The sequence below is a fragment of the Sphingopyxis solisilvae genome, assembly GCF_015475875.1.
In the GTDB taxonomy this organism is placed as follows: Bacteria; Pseudomonadota; Alphaproteobacteria; order Sphingomonadales; family Sphingomonadaceae; genus Sphingopyxis; species Sphingopyxis solisilvae.
This window is the reverse complement of record NZ_JADKYM010000006.1, coordinates 144,517-166,461: the sequence shown is the minus strand read 5'-3', so window position 1 is coordinate 166,461 and position 21,945 is coordinate 144,517. Positions and strand designations below refer to the sequence as shown.

Sequence of the window (21,945 nt, the reverse complement as noted above, 5' to 3'; positions counted from 1 at the left end):
TCCCGGCAACGGCTTCCGTGGGAAGCGGGCGGCCTTGAGGGTGTCGGCGCAGGCGGGGAGGGAGGGGGAAGTGCCCGCGCCAACGGAAGGTGAAGACGGCTTAGGCGGCCTTCATCTTCGAGGTGATGACCGAAACCCGGTTCGAAATCGGGGCAAAGCTGTCGTTCGCCATCTTCACGACCAGTTCGCTGGTCTTCGAGGTCTGGGCGACAGCGGCGTCGAACGCCTTCTTGCTGTTTTCGGCATAAAGCTTGAAGAATTCGGTCGGCGACTTGACCGAGCTGTAGCTCTTGAGCGCGGCGGTCGTGTCTTCAAAGCTCTTGCGAGCGAAGGTCACGCCTTCCTGGCCCAGAACTTCCATGTTCTTGGCAGCGATCTTGCCGGCTTCGACCAGCGCTTCGATGTTCGCCTTGTTGAATTCGACGGCTTCTTCGGCGAGCTTGCTGGTCTTGCTCATCGCATCCTTCGCCTTTTCGTTGAAGTCGGCGGTCAGGGCTTCGGTACGGGCTTTCGCTTCGTCGGCGAACTTCTTGACGGTGTCGTTCATGGTCTTGATTCCTTTGCTGACGGCGGCGGCCGGTTTCGGCGCAGCCTTGGGGGCAATTTTCTTCACGGTCGCCTTCTTGGGGGCGGCCTTTTTGGCAACTGCCTTGGGGGCAGCGGCCTTTTTCGCGGCCGGCTTGGCTTTTGCCTTCACCGGCTTGATCTTTGCAGGCGTTTCGACTTTTGCCGCTGCGGGAGCGGCGACAGCCGGAACGACAGGAGCCGCCACCGGCTTGGCGGCGGTTTCCAGCGTCGCGGCTTCAAAAGCCTTTTCGGCACTATCCATCTTGGTAGCCATCGGGACAACTCCTTTATGTTGCACTGCACAATATAGGAGTGGATCGGCGATTTCAAGAGATTTTTTGTGCAGCGCACAAAAATTCTCGATCCGCGCCTTTCAGCTGGATAATCTCGGGATATTACCGCTGTTTGACATAGCGGCCCGGCGCGTCCTCGATCGCCTTTTTGGAGCCTTTTCCCGGGATGCGAGCGCCTTTGGCGGCAATTTTCTTGTCATCCTGCGCCGCAATCCAGTCGATCCAGTGCGGCCACCAACTGCCCTTGGTCTCGCTGGCCCCCGCGACGAACTCGTCGAGCGTCGCGGCTTCGCTGTCGCCGGTCCAATATTGATATTTGCCCGCCGCGGGCGGGTTGACCACCCCCGCGATATGGCCCGATCCGGCAAGCAGAAAAGTCTTCGGCCCCGACAAATGGTCCATCAACCGCCACACGCTGGCGAGCGGCGCGATATGATCCTCGCGCCCCGCCTGGATATAGGCGGGGGTTTGGATTTTCCTGAGGTCGATCGGGGTGTCCAGCGCCGACAGGCTGTTCGGGATCACCATCCGGTTGTCGCGGTACAGGTCGACGAGATATTGGCGATGCCATTTCGCGGGAAGGTTGGTCGTGTCGCCGTTCCAATAGAGTAGATCGAAGGGCGGATAATCGTTGCCGAGCAGATAATTGCTGACGACATAATTCCAGATCAGGTCGCGTCCGCGCAGGCTGTTGAAGGTCGCGGCCATGTAACGGCCGTCGAGATAGCCCGGTGCCGATAGCTGTTCGAGCAGCGCCAGATAGCTGTCGTCGACAAACAGCTTGAGGTCGCCGGCCTGCTCGAAATCGACCTGCGCGGTGAAGAAGGTGACCGACTTCACCCGCTCGGCCTCGCCCTTGGCGGCGAGCACCGCCAGCGTCGCGGCAAGCGTCGTCCCGGCAACGCAATAGCCGATCGTGTGAACCGCCGGAACGTTCAGCGCCGCGCGCACGGTGTCGATCGCATCGACCTGTGCCGCGATATAATGGTCCCACACGACGTCCTTCATCGACGCATCGGCCGACTTCCACGACACCATGAACACCGTCAGCCCCTGTTCGGTGGCCCATTTGACAAAGCTTTTCTGGGGATTGAGGTCGAGGATATAGAAACGGTTGATCCACGGCGGAAAGATTACCAACGGCACCGCGAACACGTCTTTCGTCGCTGGATCATATTGGATCAGCTGGTACAATTCGGTTTCGTGGATGACCTTGCCAGGCGTCGTCGCGATATTGACCCCGACCTCGAACGCATCGGGATCGACATGGCTCAACTGTCCACGCGACAGGTCGGTCAGCATATGCTTCAAGCCCTTGAGCAGGCTTTCTCCGCGCGTTTCGACCGCGCGCTTGATCACTTCGGGGTTGGTGAGCGCAAGGTTGGTCGGCGCCATCGCGTCGGCGATGCTTTTGGCGGCAAACTCCATCTTGGCGCGCGCCGCGGGATCGAGCCCGTCGAGCTGGCGGGTCGTTGCCAGCATCTGCTCGGCGAGCAGGCCGTAAGTCTGGCGGATCATTGCGAACACCGGGTTCGCCGCCCAGTCGGGATCGGCAAAGCGGCGGTCCTTGCTTGCTGGCTCCGGCGCGGGCGGCGTCATCGGGTTCAGCGTCGCAAGCGACGTCCAGAAGGCGACCCCCTGTTCCCACATCTTGGCTGATTGCTGGGCCCATGTCTGCGTCGCCGGATTTTCAAGCCAGGTTGCGGGATCGAACATCGCAGCGGCGCTGGTCTTGCCGTCGTTCGCCTGACCCAGCGCATATTCGAGCATCATCTGCTGCGCGCGCCCGATCACGCTGGCCCAATGCTGCATGTCGTCGGGTGTCGGCAGGAAAGGGTTCGGAGCGTCGGTCGTGTCGCTGGTGCCTGCGTCGCTCATGTTCGTTCCTGCTGGTCAGTGCCGATAGAAGCCTATAACAAGCCGCGGTGCGGCTGGCGAGGCGCCGTTCGCACCTATATCCGATAACGAAGAGGAGTTGTTCTAGTTTCCCATGTCCGAAGATGAATTCTATCGCATCAAGCGCCTGCCGCCCTATGTCATCGCTGAAGTCAATGCGATGCGTGCGGCCGCCCGCGCCGCGGGAGAAGACATCATCGACTTGGGGATGGGCAACCCCGACCTGCCGCCGCCCGCGCATGTGATCGAAAAACTGTGCGAAGTCGCGATGAAGCCCGACGCGCACGGCTATTCCCAGTCAAAGGGGATTCCGGGGCTCCGCAAGGCGCAGGCGAATTATTATGCGCGCCGCTTCAACGTCGAGCTCGACCCCGAGAGCGAAGTCGTGGTGACGATGGGGTCGAAAGAGGGGCTTGCAAGTCTCGCGACCGCGATCACCGGCCCCGGCGACGTCGTGCTGGCGCCGAACCCCAGCTACCCCATACATACCTTCGGTTTCATCATCGCAGGCGCGACGATCCGCAGCGTGCCGACGACGCCCGATGAGAATTACTGGCGCGCGCTCGACCGCGCGATGGCGTTCACCGTGCCGCGGCCGTCGATTTTGGTGGTCAATTATCCGTCGAACCCGACCGCCGAGGCGGTGGACCTTGCTTTCTATGAGCGGCTCGTCGCGTGGGCGAAGGAGAACAAGGTCTGGGTGTTGTCCGATCTTGCCTATTCCGAACTTTACTACGACGGCAATCCGACCCCTTCGATCCTGCAGGTACCGGGCGCGAAGGATGTCGCGGTCGAATTCACCTCGATGTCGAAAACCTATTCGATGGCGGGCTGGCGCATGGGATTTGCGGTCGGCAACAAGCGGCTGATCGCCGCGATGACGCGGGTCAAATCGTACCTCGATTATGGCGCGTTCACGCCGATTCAGGCCGCCGCATGCGCCGCGCTCAACGGGCCGCAGGATATCGTCGCCAAGAACCGCGAGCTGTATCAAAAGCGCCGCGACGTGATGGTCGAAAGCTTTGGTCGCGCCGGGTGGGACATTCCGAGCCCCAAGGCATCGATGTTCGCCTGGGCACCCCTCCCGCCCGCGCTCAAAGAAATGGGCAGTTTGGAGTTTTCCAAACAACTCCTGACGCACGCCAAGGTCGCGGTTGCGCCGGGCGTCGGTTATGGCGAGGACGGCGAGGGCTTTGTCCGCATCGCCATGGTCGAGAATGAGCAGCGGATCCGTCAGGCCGCGCGCAACGTCCGCAAATTCCTGGCGATGCACGGCATCAACACGCCGTCGGTCGCGGCGGGCGGCGAGGGATGAGCATGACCGGCTCGGCGATGATCGCCGAGACGATCCAGCTGTCGGTCACCCCGGTGTTCCTGCTCGTCGCGACGGGCAGCCTGCTCAACGTCTTCACTGGGCGGCTAGCGCGCGTCATCGACCGGTCGCGCGTCCTGATGGAACGCTGGGCCGAGACCGAGGGGCAGGATCATGAGCGCATCGTTGCCGAATTGCGTGTGGTCGATCGGCGGATCGACGTGATCAACAATTCGATCGCAGCGGCGGTGGCATGCGGCATCGTCGTCTGTTTTCTGGTCGCGTTGCTGTTTGCGCAGGCCTTTGCCGGGTTCAATCTGGGGCTCGCGGCGGCGTGGGTTTTTGCTCTGGCGATGCTGTTGTTGCTGGTGTCGCTGGTGCTGTTCCTGATCGAGGTGCGGCTGGCGATCCGCACCATCCATGTGCCGATGGAGTTGCTCGAATTGGAAGAGATGGGCTGGCAGCGGCGGCGGGATAAACGGTGAAGCGATCTTCCTGTGGCGAAGCCATGGGGAGGGGACCGCTCGCGAAGCGAGTGGTGGAGGGGCCGCGGCGGTAGCGCCAAAGCCCCTCCGTCAGCGCTTCGCGCTGCCACCTCCCCATCGCTTCGCGACAGGGAGGATTTTACGGTACCACACTCACCCGATAGGTTGGCGCCACCCGCTTCCGGCTCGCCTGCTCATAAGCATAACCCGCTGCCAACACTTCAGCATCGGTCCACTTGCTACCGATAAATGATACCCCGATCGGCAGCCCCTGCACCGTCCCCATCGGCACGGTCAGATGCGGATAGCCCGCTACAGCGGGCAGCTGGCTGGCGCTGGGCCCGGTGTAGTGATCTCCATTCACCAGATCGCTCGTCCATGCGGGGCCGTTGGTCACGCCAACGAGCAAGCTGACGTCATGCTCTTTCATCAGCCGGTCGATGCCTTCGGCTCCCGCAAGCCGCGCCGCCTTTTCGCGCGCCGCGACATAGGCGGCGCTGTCTAACCCGCCTTTACTCTCCGCCAGTTCGAACAATGACTGGTCGAACCACTTTAGTTCCTCAGGATTGGCCTTGTTGAACGCGATCAGGTCGGCGAGCGTCCTGGGACCGTCCTTCGCGGGGAGGCTAGCGAGATAGGCCGCCATATCGGCCTTGAGTTCGGTCATCAGCACCTCGAACTCGGCCGCGCCCAGTTCTTCCAGTCCTTTGCGGCTGTCGGCAATCTCAATGACGGTTGCCCCCAGATCGCTCATTTGCTTGAGCGCGGCGTCGAACAGCGTTGCAATGTCGGCGCGCTCGCCGATGCGGTCGCGCAGGACGCCGACGCGCTTGCCCTTCAGCGCATCGGGCGACAGCGCCGCGGTATAATCGGTCCGCCGCGCGTCGGCCTCCGCCGTCGCGGGATCGGCCGAGTCGGTGCCCGCGATCGCCGTCAGCACCAATGCGGCATCGCGCACCGTCAGCGTCATCGGACCCGCGGTATCCTGGCTGTGGCTGATCGGCACGATATGCGTGCGGGTGACCAGGCCGACCGTGGGTTTGAATCCGACGACGCCATTGATCCCCGCCGGGCAGGTGATCGAACCGTCGGTTTCCGTGCCAATGGTGATAGCGGCCAGCGAAGCGGCCATTGCGGCGCCGCTGCCTGCCGAAGACCCGCAAGTGTTGCGGTCGAGCGCGTGCGGATTCTTGGTCAGACCGCCGACCGCGCTCCACCCGCTGGTCGAATTGTTCGAACGGATGTTCGCCCATTCGCTGAGGTTGGTCTTGCCGAGGATCACCGCACCCGCCTCGCGGAGCCGTGCCACCAGCCGCGCGTCGCGGTTCGTGATGTTGTCTTTCAGCGCCAGCGATCCAGCCGTCGTCGGCACCGGCCCCCTGGCCTCGATATTATCCTTCAGCAGCACCGGTATCCCGTGCAGCGGGCCGCGGACGCGCCCGGCGCGGCGTTCCAGATCGCGGGCGCGCGCTTCGGTCAATGCGCCCGGAAAGGTTGCGATGACGGCGTTCAACGTGGCGCCGCTGTCATCGATCGTCCTGATGCGTTCCAGATAGGCGGCGGTGATTGCCTCGCTTGTCGTCCGGTTTTCGGCGAGTTCGGTTTGCAGGCTGGCTGCGTCCTTGCCCTCGACGGCGGGGAGCGGCGGCGGCATCGCAGCGGCGCTTGTGGTCAGAACCAGCGCGGCTGCGGCGAGGCGAGAAAAATTTTGCATGGCGATACGCTGGCAGCCGTAGCGGCAATTGCAAGCGGCGATTTTCAAGCGGGCGCAAGGGCGTTGACACCGGTCCCTCCGGTCTGCTCCCTTCGCGGCGGGAGAGAGAGAAATGACAGATAAAGCTGCCTTGTCGCACGGCATCGCTACCCCGGCCACGACGGCGTCGGCGCAGACGCGGACGATGCTGTGGTTGCTGCTGATCGTCTACATCTTCAATTTTCTCGACCGGCAGATCGTCAACATCCTTGCCGAACCGATCAAGGCAGACCTCGGACTGTCCGATACCCAGCTTGGCCTGCTGGCGGGGCCAGCCTTTGCAGTATTCTATGCGCTATTGGGGATTCCGATCGCGCGCTATGCCGACAAAGAGGGCACCAACCGCGTCCGATTGATCGCGCTCGCGCTTGCGGTGTGGTCGGCGATGACGGCGATTTGCGGGCTGGCCCAGAACTTTGTTCAACTCCTTTTGGCGCGCATCGGGGTAGGTATCGGCGAAGCAGGCTGCACTCCGGCGGCGCATTCCTTGATTACAGACAGCGTCCCGGCCGAAAAACGCTCGTCGGCAATAGCTTTCTACGGGCTCGGCGTGCCGATCGGCTCGCTGCTGGGGCTCGTTATCGGCGGGATCGTCAACGACCTGTATGGCTGGCGGATCGCGTTGATGATGGTTGGCGCGCCCGGCTTGCTGCTGGCGCTCATTGTATTGTTTGTCATGCGCGAACCGCGTCACAGTCGCTCGGACGAAGCGGTGGCGATGGCCCGGGCGGTAGTGCCGCTTTCGACAAGCGAGGCGCTTCGTGAGATTTTCAGTTCGCGGGCGTTCATCTATATTCTGGTTGCTGCCTCGGTCACCGCTTTCCTTGGTTATGGCAAGGCGCTCTGGACAATCAGCTTTTTCATTCGCAGCCATGGTCTTTCGACGACCGAGGCGGGGCTCTCGATGGCCGTGGTGCTGGGGCTTGCCGGCGTGTTCGGAACATGGCTGGGGGGCAAGATGGCCGACAAGTTCGGCGCGCGGGACAAGAAGCATATTCTGACCTTCCCCGCCTATGGCATGGCGATTGCCGCGCCGATCCTGTTTCTCGGCTATTATATGGAGGATTGGCGGATCGCGGTGGCGATGCTCATCATCCCGACGATCCTCAACTCAGCCTATTACGGCCCGGCCTATGGGTGTGTGCAGGGGCTGGTGCAACCGCGCGCGCGCGCCGTGGCGGCGTCGATCATGCTGTTCGGGCAGAATTTAATCGGGCTGGGATTTGGCCCGTTCCTCTTCGGGGTTCTCTCCGATATCCTCGCTCCGGTCGCGGGACAGGAGAGCGTCCGGTGGGTGCTCTACGGCGCGGCCTGGCTTGGACTGATCCCCGCCTTCTTCTTCTGGCGCGCCAGCCTGCGGCTGAAGACTGAACTGAAATCGGGCTAGCACCCACATCTCGTCATTGCGAGCGGAGCGAAGCAATCGAGGGCGGTTTACGCAGCCTCTGGATTGCCGCGTCGCTTCGCTCCTCGCAATGACGTATCAATAAGGCGGGTCTTGCCTCGCCCGCTGTGCCTTGGCGGCGTCAATCCACCAATTCAGGTCATCGGCAAAGCGCGGGAAGCTTTTGACCAGCCGCGCGCCGTCGTCGCCGGTCGGCTGGCCATCGGCATTGAACGCGCCGCCGATCCGTCCGACGGGCAGGATCGACGAGGTGACCGCCATCCCCATCTCGCCCAGTGTATCGCGCCAGCCCATCATCGCGCGCACGCCCGACCATGGTCCCGCCGAGTAACAGGCGATCGCGGCGGGGCGCCAGAACCATTCCTCGAGGAAATGGTCGGTCAGGTTCTTCAGCCCCGGCTGCGGCCCCCAATTATATTCGCCGGTGACGAACAGAAAGCCGTCGGCGGCGCGGATCTTGGCGGCAAGCTCAGCCATCGCGGGCGGTGCCTCGCCCTTCGGGTATTCCTTGTACATGCGATCGAGCATGGGCAGGTCGATCGCTTTGGCGTCGATCAATTCGGCGCTATCGCCGCGCGCGGTGATCGCATCAACCAGCCAATGCGCGAGCTTGATGCCCTGCCGGTCGCGCCGGTAGCTGCCGTAGAAAACGAGGATGTGTCGGGTCATGTCGCGACGGTGGCACGGCTTGCGCCGGAGCGGAAGTCCCCTAAGCTGATCGCGATCGAGGGTGGAGAGAATAGGATGCGCAGTTATCGGACACCGGACGAGCGTTTTGCGGATTTGCCCGATTGGCCGTTTGCGCCAAACTATGCCGAGATCGCGGATGGCCTGCGCGTTCATTATGTCGACGAAGGGCCGCGTGATGCGCAGCCGGTACTGATGCTGCACGGCGAGCCGACCTGGTCCTATCTTTATCGCCATATGATCGGCCCCGCCGTCGATGCCGGGTTTCGCGTCGTCGCGCCCGACCTGATCGGCTTCGGGCGGTCGGACAAGCCGCTTGATCGCGCGGCATACAGCTATGCCGCGCAGGTCGCGTGGATGCGGCAATGGATCGAGGCGCTTGATCTCAAGGACATCATCCTCGCGTGTCAGGATTGGGGATCGCTGATCGGCCTGCGTCTGGTCGCCGATATGCCCGAGCGGTTCGCGGGGGTCGCGCTGTCGAACGGGGGATTGCCCGAAGGCCAGCCGGCACCGCGCGCTTTTGCTATCTGGCGCGCCTTCTCGCGCTACAGTCCGGTGTTCCCGATCGGCAAGATCGTCAACGCGGGCACCAAGCGCGAATTGAGCGCCGCCGAAATCGCGGCTTATGATGCGCCGTTCCCGACGCGGGCGTCGAAGGTTGCGGCGCGGGCGTACCCCTCGTTCGTGCCGCTCGGCGACAATGTCGCGGTGCCTGATCAGAAGCGCGCATGGGCGGGGCTGGAAGCGTTCGACAAGCCCTTCCTGTGCTGCTTTTCCGACGGCGACCCGATCACGCGCGGTGGCGATGCCTTGTTCACCGGGCGGGTGCCGGGCGCGGCGCGGGTGGCGCACCGCACGCTGCGCGGGGGCCACTTCATTCAGGAGGACGACCCGGTGGGCTTCGTAGCAGCGATCCGCGACGTTGCCGCTGCCGGGCAAATGATCCTCCCTGTCGCGTAGCGATGGGGAGGGGGACCGTCCGCGAAGCGGATGGTGGAGGGGCGGCGACAGTCGCGTCAAAGCCCCTCTGTCAGTGTTTCGCGCTGCCACCTCCCCGTGGCTTCGCCACGGGAAGGACCGATTTAGTCGCTGAACGGATCGCGGATCAGGATGGTGTCCTCGCGCTCGGGGCTGGTTGATACCAGCGCGATCGGCGTTTCGATCAGTTCCTGGACGCGCTGGATATATTTGATCGCCTGTGCGGGCAGGTCCGCATAGCTGCGCGCGCCGGCGGTCGTTTCCTGCCAGCCGTCCATTTCCTCGTAGATCGGCTCGACCTCGGCCTGGTCGGCCGAGTGGGCAGGGAAATAGTCGAGGATCTTGCCGCGCAGGCGATAGCCGGTGCAGATGCGGATCGTGTCGAAACCATCGAGCACGTCGAGCTTGGTCAGCGCGATGCCGGTGACGCCCGATACCGCGCAGCTCTGGCGGACGAGTACCGCGTCGAACCAGCCGCAGCGGCGCTTGCGCCCGGTGACGGTGCCGAACTCATGCCCGCGCTCGCCGAGCCGCTGGCCGATCTCATCCTCGAGTTCGGTCGGGAAGGGGCCGCTGCCGACGCGCGTCGTATAGGCCTTGGCGATGCCGAGGACGAAGCCGACCGCACCGGGGCCGAGGCCCGAGCCGCTGGCGGCGGTGCCGCTAACGGTGTTGCTGCTGGTGACGAAGGGATAGGTGCCATGATCGACGTCGAGCAGCACGCCCTGCGCGCCCTCGAACAGGATGCGCGCGCCCGCTTTGCGGACCTTTTTCAGGCGTTTCCACACGGGCTGCGCATATTCGAGCACATAGTCGGCGATTTCGGTGAGGTCGGCGACCAAGCGCTCACGGTCGATCGGCGGTTCGCCGAACCCGGCGCGCAGCGCGTCGTGGTGCGCGGTGAGGCGGTCGAGCTGCGGTTCCAGCTTGTCGAGGTGGGCGAGGTCGCAGACGCGCAGCGCGCGGCGACCGACCTTGTCTTCATAGGCGGGGCCGATGCCGCGCCCGGTGGTGCCGATCTTGCCCGCGCCCGCGGCGGTCTCGCGCAGCGCGTCGAGGTCGCGGTGAAAGGGCAGGATCAGCGCGCAATTGTCGGCGATCGCGAAATTGTCGGCGTTGATCTCGACCCCTTGGCCACGCAGCTTGGTGATTTCGTCGCGCAGCGCCCACGGGTCGAGCACGACGCCATTGCCGATGATCGACAGCGTGCCGGTGACGATGCCGGAGGGAAGCAGCGACAGTTTGTACACCTGTTCGCCGACGACGAGCGTATGACCGGCATTATGACCACCCTGGAACCGCACCACGGCATCGGCGCGGCTGGCGAGCCAGTCGACAATCTTGCCCTTGCCCTCGTCGCCCCATTGCGACCCGATGACGGTAACATTTGCCATGATGCTGTCCTGCTGAACCGGGCCAAGAACGACCAGCGCGGGCCCGGCGCGGCCTTAGCGGATTTGACCGCAGAGGCAAGCGCGCTGGGATGAATTTGCGACATTTGCGGGTCACGGATGACCCGCGCCGGGGGGCGATGGAGGTACGATATGACCAAGCGATACTGGATCGGCCTGGCGGCGGTGACCGCGGTCGTAGCAGGAGGAATGCCTGCCAGCGATGCACGCGAAAAACTACGCGACCGGCTGCGCGAACGGATGGCCGAGCGGATGGGGGTCGAACAGGGTCCGAAAGCGCCGGGTAGCGAGACGATCAGCTATGGCCGCGACCCCCTGCAAGTGCTCGATATCTGGCGCGCCAGAAATGCCACGGGGCCGGCGCCGCTGATCGTCTATGTCCATGGCGGCGGGTGGCAGCGCGGTAGCAAGGACAATGCCACAGGGCGGTTCAAGCCGGTGCATTATCCCGACCAAGGCTATGCCTTTGCATCGATCAACTATCGCCTCGTCCCCGCCGCGACCGTCGAGCAGCAGGCAGCCGACGTTGCGGGCGCGGTCAGGGCGTTGATCGATCGCGCCGGATCGCTGGGCATCGACCGGCGGCGGATTGTGCTGATGGGGCATAGCGCGGGCGCGCATCTGGTCGCGCTGGTCGGGACCGACGAGCGCTATCTGAAGGGCGCCGGACTGTCCTTTGCCGACATTGCCGGGGTGATCCCGAATGACGGCGCGGCCTATGATGTGCCGACGCAGATGAAGGACGGTCCGCCGATCATGCAGAAAACCTATGTGCAGGCGTTCGGGACGGACCCGGCGCGGCAAAAGGCCTTGTCGCCGACCGCCCACGCTGCCGCACCGAACGCGCGCGAGTTCCTGCTGCTCTATGTCCAGCGCCCCGACGGGGTACGGCAGGCAAAGGCTCTGGGCGACGCGCTGGTTGCAGGCGGCAGCCGTGTCGAGCATGGCAGCTTCCCCGGCGAGGGGCTGAAGGGCCATGCCGAGATCAACCGCAGTCTGGGCGATCCCGCCTATCCGGCGACGGGGGCGGTCGATGCGTGGTTGAAACGGGTGTTCGGACGGTAGCGTTTCAAGCCCCTCCCCTTTAGGGGAGGGGTTGGGGTGCGGGCCATCGGCCTGGCGTAGGGCCGTTGGCCCCCACCCGCTGCGACTAACGAACAAGTTCGTTAGTCTCGCTGCCCTCCCCTGAAGGGGAGGACGTAGGAGAGCCCATGACCAACCCCGACGCCCCCTATCACGCCCATATCTATTACGACCCCGCCGAGCGCCCCGCCGCTGCGGCATTGCGCGACCGCTTCGGACAAGATCCCGCGATCCTGTTCGTCGGTGCAATGACCGATGGTGCCGCCGGGCCGCACCCGATCGCGCAATATGAGGTGCATTTTTTGGCGCGTTCGCAAGTCGCGGTGGTTGCAGCGATCAAAGCGACCGGCCTGCGCGCGCTGGTGCATCCGCTGACTGACGACGATCTGGCCGATCATACGACGCTGGCGCACTGGATTGGCGAGCCGGTTGTGCTCGACGTGACGGTGCTTGATCCGCCGGGGGTCAATCAGGGCGTGCCGCGGTTCGGGATTTCGGATTTTTAGATTTTCAGCACGTCGGTTGAAAACCAATCCCGTTCGCATCGAGCGAAGTCGAGATGCCTATCGGTAGCACACGCCCTCCCTGTGTCTCGACTTCGCTCGACACGAACGGAACTAAAAGTCGGCAGTCTTCAAACCGCTAGCGGCCCCTCGCTGCCAAGCCGCCACCCGCACCCGAGCGCCTTCGCATCGTCGGCATCGGACAGGGCTGCCACCGTCTGCCAGTCATCGGCGCGCAAGCTCGCCGCCAGCTCCGGATCGTGGCCGAGCGGCAGGAAAATACGGCGCTCGGCGTCGTCTTCGGCCCCAAGCCCTGCGTCGATCAACGGATCGGGATAGAGCGAAAAGCCGACCGCAGCCTCTTCCTGTTCGCCGACCGGAATTGCATAGCCGCCGCCGCGGCCGACCGCGTCGCCTTGCCCCGGGACGAAGATCTGGAAACCGAACCAGCTTTGATAGGCAAAGCCATGGCGTTCCGTGGGGTCGAGGGTCAGCGTGACGCGGTCGCGCACCGGCGCTGCAATGGCTTCAAGCGCATCGATGCGTGCGGTGAGCACGCCCGACGTGTCGAAGGCGCGTAGGTCGGCGATCGCCTGATCGAAAGGCCCGGTGGCGCGCAGGAGCGGCAGATAGGCGGCGGCGCCGATTCGCGTCAGCGCGCCGGCATCCTTGGCGTCGAGTTCGTCGCGCAGTTGCTGGATGTCGGTCTCGACGGGCAGCGGGCCGTTCGCGAGCAGGTCGACGACGTCGGGCAGGGTGAAATCGATCGTCACCGGGCCGATGCCGGCGGCTTCGAGCGCATCGATCGCGACCGTCACGATCTCGCGCGCAGCGGCGACGCTGTCGCTGCCGATCAGTTCGGCGCCGACCTGGAGCATCTCACGCGCGGGACGGAGCTGGCTTGCGCGCAGTTTGACGACCTGACCGGCGTAGCAGAGGCGCAGCGGGCGCGGCGCATTGGCGAGCAGCGAGGTCGCGATGCGGCCGACCTGTCGCGTGATGTCGGGACGAAGCGCCAGCGTGCGCTGCGACACCGGATCGGTGAAGCGCAGCAGGTCGCGCGCGCTGCGGTCGTCATCGCCGCCCAGCGTTTCGCGAAACTCGGCAAGCGGCGGCGATACGCGGCCATAACCATGCGCACGCATCGCATCGACGAGCGCGCGGGTGACGCGCGATGCGGCCTCGGCCTGCTCCGGCAGGCGGTCGCGGAGGCCTTCGGGCAGCAGGGCAGGGGTTTTGGGCATGGGTGCGGCCTTAGTAGTAGTGTGGTGCAATTGAAAGCATCGCCAATCCTCTCCCGTCGGGAGAGGCAACGAGACTTGGCGGCTTGCCGCCTAGTCGCAGTGGTGAGGGGATGTGCCATTGCGATAGCGCGCATCCCCTCATCCAACTCCGCCTAGCCGACAAGTCGGCAAGGCGGCGTATCCTTCTCGCAAAGGGAAAAGGTTTGGGGTCAGAACTTCAGCCCCTTCACCGTCTTCACGCCCGGAAGTTGGCAAAGTTGCCACAGAAGTGGTTCGGGCATCGGCGAATCGAGGCTCAAAAGCAGCACGGCTTCGCCGCCCGCGGCGCGGCGGCCGAGGTGGAAGGTGCCGATGTTGAGTCCGGCGTCACCCAGCGTCGTGCCGATGCGGCCGATAAAGCCGGGGGCGTCCTCGTTGACGATGTAGAGCATGTGGCCGTCAAGATCGGCCTCGACCTTGATCCCGAACATCTCGACGAGGCGCGGGTCGCCGTTGCTGAACAGCGTGCCCGCGACCGAGCGGTCGCCCGCTTCGGTTGCCACCGTGACGCGGACGAGCGTGTGATAGTCGCCGTCGCGGTCGTGGCGCACTTCGCGGACGTCGAGCCCGCGTTCGCGCGCGAGGTGTGGGGCATTGACCATGTTCACGCTGTCCGAATAGCGGCGCATGAGACCGGTCAGCACCGCGGCGGTGATCGGCTTGAGGTTCAGCTCGGCGGCGGCGCCCTCGACCTCGACCGAGATGGTGGTCAGATTGTCGTGGGCGAGCTGGCCAACCAGGCTGCCGAGCTTTTCGGCGAGGCTCATATAGGGGCGCAGCTTCGGCGCTTCCTCGGCTGACAGGCTCGGCACGTTGAGCGCGTTGGTGATGCCGCCGGTGAGGAGATAATCGCTGATCTGTTCGGCGACCTGGATGGCGACATTGACCTGTGCCTCGTCAGTCGAGGCGCCAAGGTGCGGGGTGCAGATGAAGTTCGGGGAGCTGAACAGCGGATGATCTGCGGCGGGGGGTTCCTGCGCGAACACATCGAGCGCCGCACCCGCGACATGACCCGATTCCAGCGCGTCCTTCAGCGCCGCCTCGTCGATCAGCCCGCCGCGCGCACAATTGATGATCCGCACGCCCTTCTTGGCCTTGGCGATATTCTCGGCCGACAGGATATTGCGCGTCTGGTCGGTAAGCGGCGTGTGCAGCGTGATGAAATCGGCCTTGGCGAGCAGGGTGTCGAGATCGGCCTTTTCGACGCCCAGTTCGATCGCGCGTTCGGGGGTCAGGAAGGGGTCGAAGGCGACGACTTTCATGCGCAGGCCCAGCGCGCGTTCGGCGACGATGCTGCCGATATTGCCGCAGCCGATCAGGCCGAGGGTCTTCGACGTCAGTTCGACCCCCATAAAGTCGTTCTTCGGCCATTTGCCCGCCTGCGTCCCGGCATTGGCTTCGGGAATCTGGCGCGCGAGCGCGAACATCATCGCGATCGCATGTTCGGCGGTGGTGATGCTGTTGCCGAAAGGCGTGTTCATCACGATGACGCCCTGCTTCGACGCCGCGGGGATATCGACATTGTCGACGCCGATCCCGGCGCGGCCGACGACTTTCAAATTGGTCGCGGCGGCGAGGACGTCGGCGGTGACCTTGGTCGCCGACCGGATGGCGAGGCCGTCATAGTCGCCGATCATCGCGATCAGCTCGTCCTTGGTCTTGCCGGTGATTTCATCGACCTGGATGCCGCGTTCCTTGAAGATCGCGGCGGCTTTGGGGTCCATTTTGTCGCTGATGAGGACTTTGGGTGCAGTCATGATATTGAACCTTCAGTGTGCTCCCGCGAAGGTGGGAGCCCAGCTCCCGATGCTTGCGGAATGAAATGGCAGGAGATGGGTCCCCGCCTTCGCGGGGACACACTGAAATTACTTGAGGCTGGCGTAGGCCCAGTCGAGCCAGGGGCCGAGCGCTTCGATATCGGCGGTATCGACGGTCGCGCCGCACCAGATGCGAAGGCCTGGAGGCGCATCGCGGTAGCCCGCTATGTCATAGGCCGCGCTTTCGGCTTCGAGCAGCCCCGCGAACTTTTTGATGAAGGCTTCGTCGGCGCCGGCGACCGACAGGCACACCGAAGTCTTCGATCGGCTGGCGGGGTCGGCGGCGAGGTGGCTCAGCCAGTCGCGGTCTTCGACGATCTTGTCGAGCGCGGCGGCGTTGGCGTCGCTGCGGGCTTTCAGCCCATCGAGGCCACCGAGCGACTTCGCCCATTCGAGCGCGAAGATCGCATCTTCGACCGCGAGCATCGACGGGGTGTTGATCGTCTCGCCCTTGAAGACGCCCTCCGCGAGCGCGCCTTTCGAGACGAGACGGAACACTTTCGGGAGCGGCCAGGCAGGGGCGTAGGTTTCGAGCCGCTCGACCGCGCGCGGGCCGAGGATCAGCACGCCATGGCCGCCTTCGCCGCCGAGCACTTTCTGCCAGCTAAAGGTGGCTACGTCGATCTTGTCCCACGGCAGGTCGTAGGCGAATACCGCGCTGGTTGCGTCGGCGAAGCTCAGCCCTTCGCGATCGGCGGCGATCCAGTCGCCGTTCGGAACGCGCACGCCGCTGGTGGTGCCGTTCCAGGTAAAGAGCACGTCGTTCGACCAGTCGACCTGACCGAGGTCGGGAAGCTGCCCGTAATCGGCGCGGATGACAGTGGGATCGAGCTTGAGCTGCTTCGCGGCATCGGTGACCCAGCCTTCTCCGAAGCTCTCCCAAGCGAGCGTCGTGACCGGACGGGCACCGAGCATCGTCCACATCGCCATTTCAAAGGCGCCGGTGTCGCTGCCCGGCACGATGCCGATGCGGTGCGTGTCGGGCAGCGCCAGCATCTCCCGCATCAGGTCGATGCAGTATTGCAGGCGCGTCTTGCCGATCTTCGCACGGTGCGAACGGCCCAGCGATTCGGTGTGCAGTTTTTCGGGGGACCAGACCGGCGGCTTGGCGCAGGGTCCGGAGGAAAAATAGGGGCGCGCAGGGCGCACCTGTGGCGTCGGCACTTCACTCATTATAGTCTCTCCTTGCAGAGAGCGCGCGCGGCGTTGGGACCGCGTGGCCCGGCGCCGCGTTTAGGGCGGGGACGCGGGCTGTCAAACAAAATGCGTGGGGCGCACGAAATTTCGGGTGAGTTGAGGCAAAGTTAAAGAGGCTGTTAACCATCTTGTCGGTATTTTGACGGGCATGCCGATCCCGACCCTTCTGAAGCCCCGGATGCTTGTCGCAGCAGCGGCGGCGTTCGCGCTGTCCGCCTGTTTCGGCAGTCCCGATGTGATGAAGCGCGGCGATCCCAAGCGTCCGGTCGCCAGCGCGCCGAAACGTCCGCAGGCGGCACCGCTGCCCTCTTTTACCAGCCCAGAGGCGAAACAGTGCGCGGTCGATCTGCAACAGGCGGGGGTGCGCTTTACGCCGCTGCCCAATCAGGATCACGGGGGCGGGTGCAGTTCGATCGATTCGGTCAAGCTGCTCGACATCGGCACTCCGACCACCAATCTGGGGGCGATGACCTGTCCGCTGGCGCGCAGTTTCGCGGGCTGGGCGCAATATGCGGTGAAGCCGGCGGCGCGCAAATATTTCGGTCAGGAAGTCGTGAAAATCGAGACCTTTGGCACCTATAGCTGTCGCAATATCTATGGCGGCCGCTCGGGCCGCCTGTCGCAGCACGCCTATTCCAATGCCGTCGATGTGTCGGGGTTCGTGCTCGCCGACGGCCGCCGGATCACGCTGAAAGAGGGATGGGGCGGCAGCAAGGACGCGCAGGAATTTCTGCGTGCGCTGCAGAAATCGGCCTGTCGCCGCTTCGGCACCGTGCTCGGCCCCGAGTATAATGCGGCGCATCACGACCATTTCCATTTCGACATGAGCGGCAACGGTTTTTGCCGCTGACTTGGCAAGCGCGGCGGCAACGGCTAGCTGCGGGGGAATGACAACCGACAAACAGCCCCATCGTTCGCGTTTCCACAAGGCCAAGGACGACGCGCAATTCGCCAAGCAGGCGACCACCACCCCTCAGACCGCGAGCGCCGCGTATAAGCTGGCGTTTCAGGACAACGACTTCCTGCTGCGCGAGGATCTGCGTCCGGTGCGGTTCCAACTGGAATTGCTCAAGCCCGAGTTGCTGCTCGACGAGGCGAAGATTGAATCGATGCTCGTCATCTATGGCTCGGCCCGGATTCCCGAACCCGACCAGGCCGATGCGATCGAGGCGGCAGCGACCGATGACGTCCAACGCAACATCGCCCGACGGTTGAAGGCAAAGGCCAAATATTACGAGGAGGCGCGTAAGCTGGCGCGGCTCGCGAGCCAGGTGCCCCCCGACGAAAACGGCTGCCGCCATTTCGTCGTTTGTTCGGGCGGCGGTCCGTCGATCATGGAAGCGGCGAACCGCGGCGCGGCCGATGTGGGCAAGGAATCGGTCGGCCTCAACATCGTGCTGCCGCACGAACAGGCGCCGAACCGCTTTGTGACGCCGGACCTGAGTTTCCAGTTCCACTATTTCGCGCTGCGCAAGATGCATTTCCTGCTGCGCGCCCGCGCTGTCTGCGTCTTTCCGGGCGGCTTTGGCACCTTCGACGAGATGTTCGAGCTGTTGACGCTGATCCAGACCGGCAAGATCAAGCCGATCCCGATCGTGCTGTTCGGACAGGAATTCTGGCAGCGGGTGGTGAATTTCGAGGCGCTGGTCGAGGAAGGCGTCATCAGCGCCCGCGACCTCGACCTGTTCAAATTTGTCGAAACCGCCGATGAGGCGTGGCAGATCGTCCAGGATTTCTACGCGGCGATTGAAGAGTAGGGCTAGGGTCGCTTAGATCCTCCCTGTCGCGGAGCGATGGGGAGGGGGACCGCTTGCGAAGCAAGTGGTGGAGGGGCCGCAACGCGAGCGCAATGGCCCCTCCGTCAGCGGCTCCGCCGCTGCCACCTCCCCATGGCTTCGCCACAGGGAGGATCAATCACTTCGACTGCGCTTCCAGATACAGGATCAACGCCTTGCGATCCGCGGCGTCGATAACTCCGACGAACGCCATCCGCGTGCCCGGTAGCGCCTTCATCGGGGCTGCAAGATAGGCGTCGAGCGCGGCATCGTCCCAGACGCCGCCCTTTGCCTTCATCGCGCCCGAATAGGAAAAGCCGGGTTTTGCCGCGACGGGCGCGCCGACGACGCCGTGCAGGTTCGGACCGATCCCGTTGCGGCCGCCCTTGTCGACCGTGTGACAGGCGGCGCAGCGCTTGAATACCTGCTCGCCCATCGCGGCGGTCGGCGCAACGGCGGGCGCAGCATCGGCGGCTGCCGGACTGGCCGCCTCGGTCGCGGCGGGAGGCGTATCGCTCTTCCCGCAACCGGCGAGCACCAAGGCGCCCGCCAATAGCACGGGCGCGATGCGCATTATTGCTTGGTTGCTTCCGCGGCGGGCGCGGCTGCGGCAGCGGCGTCGTCTGCCGCCGGGGCCGCTTCGCCTTCGGCCGGAGCCTCGCCCTCGGTCGCCGGAGCGGCTTCGGGGGCGGGCAGCGGCAGGTTGGACCCTTGGCTGTTCAGATAGAGCAGCAGGTTCGCGCGATCCTCGGCGCTGCTGAGGCCGGCGAACGACATTTTGGTGCCCGGCGCATATTTGCGCGGGCTGGCCAGCCAGGCGTCCATCGCCTCGAACGTCCAGTTCCCGGGCACCGACTTCAGCGCTTCCGAATAGGCGAAGCCCGGAACATGGCCGTGCGGCTTGCCCATCGACGCCCAGAGATTCGGGCCGATGCCATTGGCGCCGCCCGAATTGATCGTGTGGCACGCGGCGCATTTGGCGAACACCGCTTCACCCTTCGCCGGATCAGCGGCGGCGAGCAGGTTGGCGATCGGCACCGCGGCGGCGGCACCGCCGCCTGCTTCGGCGTCCTCGATCGGATAACCGGGCTTTTCCGGGGCATGGCCGGCGAACAACATGCTCGACCCGATGGTCAGGCCCAGTGCGCAAATGCCGGCAAACAGCACCCAGCCAGCGATCGTGTTGTTGCGATTATCCATGCTCTTTGAGCCCCGTTAGCTGGCGTCCGCTTGCCGGACGCATATCTGATTTGGACGCTCCCTTACTGGCGCGGCGACAACGGCGCAAGGGGATGAAATCGCCAAGCGCGACCGGTTGCGTCGTCCCGTCGCTGCCGCTATTCGCCGCCGCTCCAGCGCGGGAAGGCAAATATGGGCAGCTATTCGGCTTCGGCACAGCATCTGGTCGATAACATGCGCGCGGCGGCGCTGGCCGAACCGGGGCGGGGACTCGCCTTTCAGGGCGCGCCGGGGGCCAACAGCGATCTCGCCGCGCGTGAATATGACCCCGCGGCGCTGCCGCTCCCTTGCTACGCTTTTCAGGATGCAATCGACGCGGTGCGCGACGGCCGCGTCGATCGCGCGATCATCCCGATCGAAAACAGCCTGCACGGACGCGTCGCCGACATCCATTTTCTGCTCCCCGAATCCGGCCTTTCAATCGTCGGCGAACATTTTCTGCGCATCCGTCACGGGCTGATGAGTCGCAACTTGGGCCCGGTGACGCGCGCGATGAGCCACGAGCAGGCGCTGGGCCAGTGTCGTCACTGGCTGCGCACCCACAATATCTCGCCGGTCGCGCACAGCGACACCGCGGGCGCGGCCGCCTGGGTCGCCGACAGCGACGAAGCGGGCCTTGCCGCCATCGCTCCGCCGCACGCCGCCGAATTATACGGGCTGACACTGCACGAAGCGGGCATCGAAGACGCCGACCATAATATGACGCGGTTTGTGGTGCTGGCGCGCGAACCGGTGCCGCCGCCCGCGGGCGTGCCGCTGATGACAACCTTCATCTTCGAGGTGAAGAATATCCCCGCCGCGCTGTACAAGGCGCTGGGCGGCTTTGCGACCAACGGCGTCAACATGACCAAGCTGGAAAGCTATCAGGTGGGCGGCAGCTTTGCCGCGACCAAATTCTATGCCGACATCGTTGGCGCGCCGGGCGACGAACGCGTTGATCGCGCGCTGGAGGAACTGGATTTCCAGACCAAGTCGCTCAGCCTGCTAGGCACCTACCCACAGGCGCGCGCGCGGCCTTAAATCCCGCGGCGGCGGAGCATTCGGGCGGTCGCCGACGTCTGGACAATGAACAGCGTGACGAGAATGCTGGAAACGACCAGCGCGAACAGGTCGAACGGTGAGAAATTCGTCCCGGCGATGTCGGCGCTGCCGATCACCGGCATCAGCGCGGTCATCGCCATCAGCATCAGCCGGAGTTCGGTCGGCCCGCCCGCCATATAGGACAGGCGAAATTCGCCGACGACCTTGGCGGCGATGAAGGTGTGGATCGACAGCAGAAAATATCCGATCACCGCCATCAGCGCGACGTCGAAGCGCATATAGGGGCTCATCCCGATCGCGCTGACCATCAGCAGCGTCGCGAGCGCATCGACGCTGTGGTCGACGAAATAGCCATAATTGGGCCGCTCGATCTGGCGCCAGCGCGCCAGGCTGCCGTCGAGCGAATCGCCGAACCAGTTGACGATATAGCCCGCCAGGCAAAGCCCCAGCCATTCGTCGTCGACCCAGCTGAGCATATATCCGGCGGCGACCATCACCGCCCCGGCAAAGCCGAGCATCGTCAGTTTGTCGGGCGTGACCCATTGCGGCAGGCGCGGACAGATCCAGTTAAGCAGGCGGCGCTCGCCGCGCGCGAGGATGTTTTGCTGAATACGGACCGGCGCCTGCGCGACGGGCTGGAACTTGCTCATGGAAATCCTTGATCGGCGGCTGTCACGATAATGCCAGCCCAATGTCATCGGATCGTCATAGAGACAAAAGTCGCGGTTCGCAAAGGGCGCTGCGGGCAGCGCGGCGCAAGGCCGCGTCGGTTAGTCCTGCCAGGGACCGATTTCGCCGACCTCGCCGATGGTGCGGAACCGGACCGCGCCATCGACCCACGCCACTTCCCACATCGGGGCCGGGCGCGACCATTCGCCGACGATGAACAGCGGGATGCGATGCGCTGCGACAAAGGCGAGGTCGTCAGCGCTGGGGCCGGGAACGGGGGTGGTGTAGCGCTGGCGCAGCCGCACCACCGCCAGCGTTCCGCCGGGCGGCGCAGGAAGCGCCTGGCGCGACGGAAAGCCGGCGCTGAGCGCGGTCACCGGATACCCCTTGTCGTCGCGGGCGATCAGCAGCAGCTTGTCGGCGCTGGCGATCGGCCCTCCGACCGGGCGTCCGGCGACTCTGCGCCCCGCGATCGCGACAAATTCGCGCACGTCCGTTTCGGCAATCGGCGGGGGTCGCGCGGATGCCGGAGCCACCGGCAAAGCTT

Annotated in this window: 21 protein-coding genes; 9 read left to right on the top strand and 12 right to left on the bottom strand. The window is 64.5% G+C overall.

Translation table 11 applies throughout. The features are described 5' to 3' along the window. Positions 1 to 100: 100 nt before the first annotated feature. Together IR187_RS06545 and IR187_RS06540 are read right to left on the bottom strand one after the other, a co-directional pair. A complete protein-coding gene (locus tag IR187_RS06545; RefSeq protein ID WP_194953802.1) occupies positions 101 to 841 on the bottom strand; it encodes a phasin family protein in 741 nt (246 codons plus the stop codon). Between the two features lie 121 nt (positions 842 to 962). Then, positions 963 to 2,738, bottom strand: a complete 1,776-nt coding sequence (locus IR187_RS06540) for a PHA/PHB synthase family protein (protein ID WP_194953801.1) — start codon at positions 2,736 to 2,738, stop codon at positions 963 to 965. Between the two features lie 112 nt (positions 2,739 to 2,850). On the opposite strand from IR187_RS06540, the gene IR187_RS06535 reads away from it, so the two are divergent. Next, positions 2,851 to 4,071 (top strand): LL-diaminopimelate aminotransferase, encoded by a 1,221-nt coding sequence (locus IR187_RS06535; RefSeq protein ID WP_194953800.1) that lies wholly within the window; start codon positions 2,851 to 2,853, stop codon positions 4,069 to 4,071. Next, on the top strand, positions 4,068 to 4,553 hold the full coding sequence (locus tag IR187_RS06530; protein ID WP_194953799.1) for a DUF2721 domain-containing protein: 486 nt from the start codon (positions 4,068 to 4,070) through the stop codon (positions 4,551 to 4,553). Before IR187_RS06535 ends, IR187_RS06530 begins: the two co-directional genes overlap by 4 nt. Before the next feature lie 139 nt (positions 4,554 to 4,692). Here IR187_RS06530 and IR187_RS06525 read toward each other — a convergent pair whose 3' ends face one another. Then, positions 4,693 to 6,267 carry an amidase gene (locus IR187_RS06525; RefSeq protein WP_194953798.1) on the bottom strand — a complete coding sequence of 525 codons (1,575 nt, stop codon included), beginning with the start codon at positions 6,265 to 6,267 and terminating at the stop codon, positions 4,693 to 4,695. A gap of 112 nt (positions 6,268 to 6,379) precedes the next feature. Between IR187_RS06525 and IR187_RS06520 the strand changes: the two genes are divergently transcribed. After that, entirely contained in the window at positions 6,380 to 7,693 is a 1,314-nt protein-coding gene (locus IR187_RS06520; RefSeq protein WP_194953797.1) for a spinster family MFS transporter, read from the top strand. A gap of 96 nt (positions 7,694 to 7,789) precedes the next feature. Here the strand turns inward: IR187_RS06520 and IR187_RS06515 are convergent, their stop codons facing one another. Then, positions 7,790 to 8,380: an NADPH-dependent FMN reductase gene (locus tag IR187_RS06515; protein WP_194953796.1), complete on the bottom strand. Its 591-nt coding sequence runs from the start codon at positions 8,378 to 8,380 to the stop codon at positions 7,790 to 7,792. Positions 8,381 to 8,455: 75 nt separating this feature from the next. Here IR187_RS06515 and IR187_RS06510 point away from each other — a divergent pair, with 75 nt between their 5' ends. Continuing rightward, entirely contained in the window at positions 8,456 to 9,361 is a 906-nt protein-coding gene (locus IR187_RS06510; protein ID WP_194953795.1) for a haloalkane dehalogenase, read from the top strand. Between the two features lie 122 nt (positions 9,362 to 9,483). Here the strand turns inward: IR187_RS06510 and IR187_RS06505 are convergent, their stop codons facing one another. Beyond that, positions 9,484 to 10,773, bottom strand: coding sequence for an adenylosuccinate synthase (locus tag IR187_RS06505; RefSeq protein WP_194953794.1), 1,290 nt, complete (start codon positions 10,771 to 10,773; stop codon positions 9,484 to 9,486). A gap of 150 nt (positions 10,774 to 10,923) precedes the next feature. Here IR187_RS06505 and IR187_RS06500 point away from each other — a divergent pair, with 150 nt between their 5' ends. Then, positions 10,924 to 11,856 (top strand): alpha/beta hydrolase, encoded by a 933-nt coding sequence (locus IR187_RS06500; protein WP_194953793.1) that lies wholly within the window; start codon positions 10,924 to 10,926, stop codon positions 11,854 to 11,856. Positions 11,857 to 12,002: 146 nt separating this feature from the next. Continuing rightward, positions 12,003 to 12,380 (top strand): DOPA 4,5-dioxygenase family protein, encoded by a 378-nt coding sequence (locus IR187_RS06495; protein ID WP_194953792.1) that lies wholly within the window; start codon positions 12,003 to 12,005, stop codon positions 12,378 to 12,380. A 128-nt stretch (positions 12,381 to 12,508) separates the two neighbouring features. Here IR187_RS06495 and IR187_RS06490 read toward each other — a convergent pair whose 3' ends face one another. From IR187_RS06490 to IR187_RS06480, 3 genes are all read right to left on the bottom strand, one after another. Further along, positions 12,509 to 13,621: an ATP phosphoribosyltransferase regulatory subunit gene (locus tag IR187_RS06490; RefSeq protein WP_194953791.1), complete on the bottom strand. Its 1,113-nt coding sequence runs from the start codon at positions 13,619 to 13,621 to the stop codon at positions 12,509 to 12,511. A gap of 209 nt (positions 13,622 to 13,830) precedes the next feature. Continuing rightward, a complete protein-coding gene (gene serA, locus IR187_RS06485) occupies positions 13,831 to 15,417 on the bottom strand; it encodes a phosphoglycerate dehydrogenase (protein ID WP_194953790.1) in 1,587 nt (528 codons plus the stop codon). A gap of 108 nt (positions 15,418 to 15,525) precedes the next feature. Then, on the bottom strand, positions 15,526 to 16,650 hold the full coding sequence (locus IR187_RS06480; RefSeq protein ID WP_194953789.1) for a phosphoserine transaminase: 1,125 nt from the start codon (positions 16,648 to 16,650) through the stop codon (positions 15,526 to 15,528). Positions 16,651 to 16,822: 172 nt separating this feature from the next. On the opposite strand from IR187_RS06480, the gene IR187_RS06475 reads away from it, so the two are divergent. Together IR187_RS06475 and IR187_RS06470 are read left to right on the top strand one after the other, a co-directional pair. Then, the gene (locus IR187_RS06475) at positions 16,823 to 17,524 is read left to right on the top strand and encodes an extensin family protein (protein WP_194953788.1); all 702 of its coding nucleotides are present in this window, start codon (positions 16,823 to 16,825) and stop codon (positions 17,522 to 17,524) included. Between the two features lie 37 nt (positions 17,525 to 17,561). After that, the gene (locus tag IR187_RS06470; protein WP_194953787.1) at positions 17,562 to 18,431 is read left to right on the top strand and encodes an LOG family protein; all 870 of its coding nucleotides are present in this window, start codon (positions 17,562 to 17,564) and stop codon (positions 18,429 to 18,431) included. A 157-nt stretch (positions 18,432 to 18,588) separates the two neighbouring features. Here the strand turns inward: IR187_RS06470 and IR187_RS06465 are convergent, their stop codons facing one another. Beyond that, the gene (locus IR187_RS06465; protein ID WP_194953786.1) at positions 18,589 to 19,023 is read right to left on the bottom strand and encodes a c-type cytochrome; all 435 of its coding nucleotides are present in this window, start codon (positions 19,021 to 19,023) and stop codon (positions 18,589 to 18,591) included. Next, entirely contained in the window at positions 19,023 to 19,649 is a 627-nt protein-coding gene (locus IR187_RS06460) for a c-type cytochrome (protein WP_194953785.1), read from the bottom strand. The genes IR187_RS06465 and IR187_RS06460 overlap by 1 nt, the downstream gene beginning before the upstream one ends. Before the next feature lie 171 nt (positions 19,650 to 19,820). On the opposite strand from IR187_RS06460, the gene IR187_RS06455 reads away from it, so the two are divergent. Beyond that, positions 19,821 to 20,708: a prephenate dehydratase gene (locus tag IR187_RS06455; RefSeq protein WP_194953784.1), complete on the top strand. Its 888-nt coding sequence runs from the start codon at positions 19,821 to 19,823 to the stop codon at positions 20,706 to 20,708. On the opposite strand, the gene IR187_RS06450 is transcribed toward IR187_RS06455, so the two are convergent. Both IR187_RS06450 and IR187_RS06445 read right to left on the bottom strand, forming a co-directional pair. Next, on the bottom strand, positions 20,705 to 21,379 hold the full coding sequence (locus tag IR187_RS06450) for a CDP-alcohol phosphatidyltransferase family protein (protein WP_194953783.1): 675 nt from the start codon (positions 21,377 to 21,379) through the stop codon (positions 20,705 to 20,707). The two genes, IR187_RS06455 and IR187_RS06450, sit on opposite strands and share 4 nt — an antisense overlap. Positions 21,380 to 21,499: 120 nt before the next feature. After that, the gene (locus tag IR187_RS06445) at positions 21,500 to 21,934 is read right to left on the bottom strand and encodes a hypothetical protein (protein ID WP_228765596.1); all 435 of its coding nucleotides are present in this window, start codon (positions 21,932 to 21,934) and stop codon (positions 21,500 to 21,502) included. Between the last annotated feature and the right edge of the window lie 11 nt (positions 21,935 to 21,945).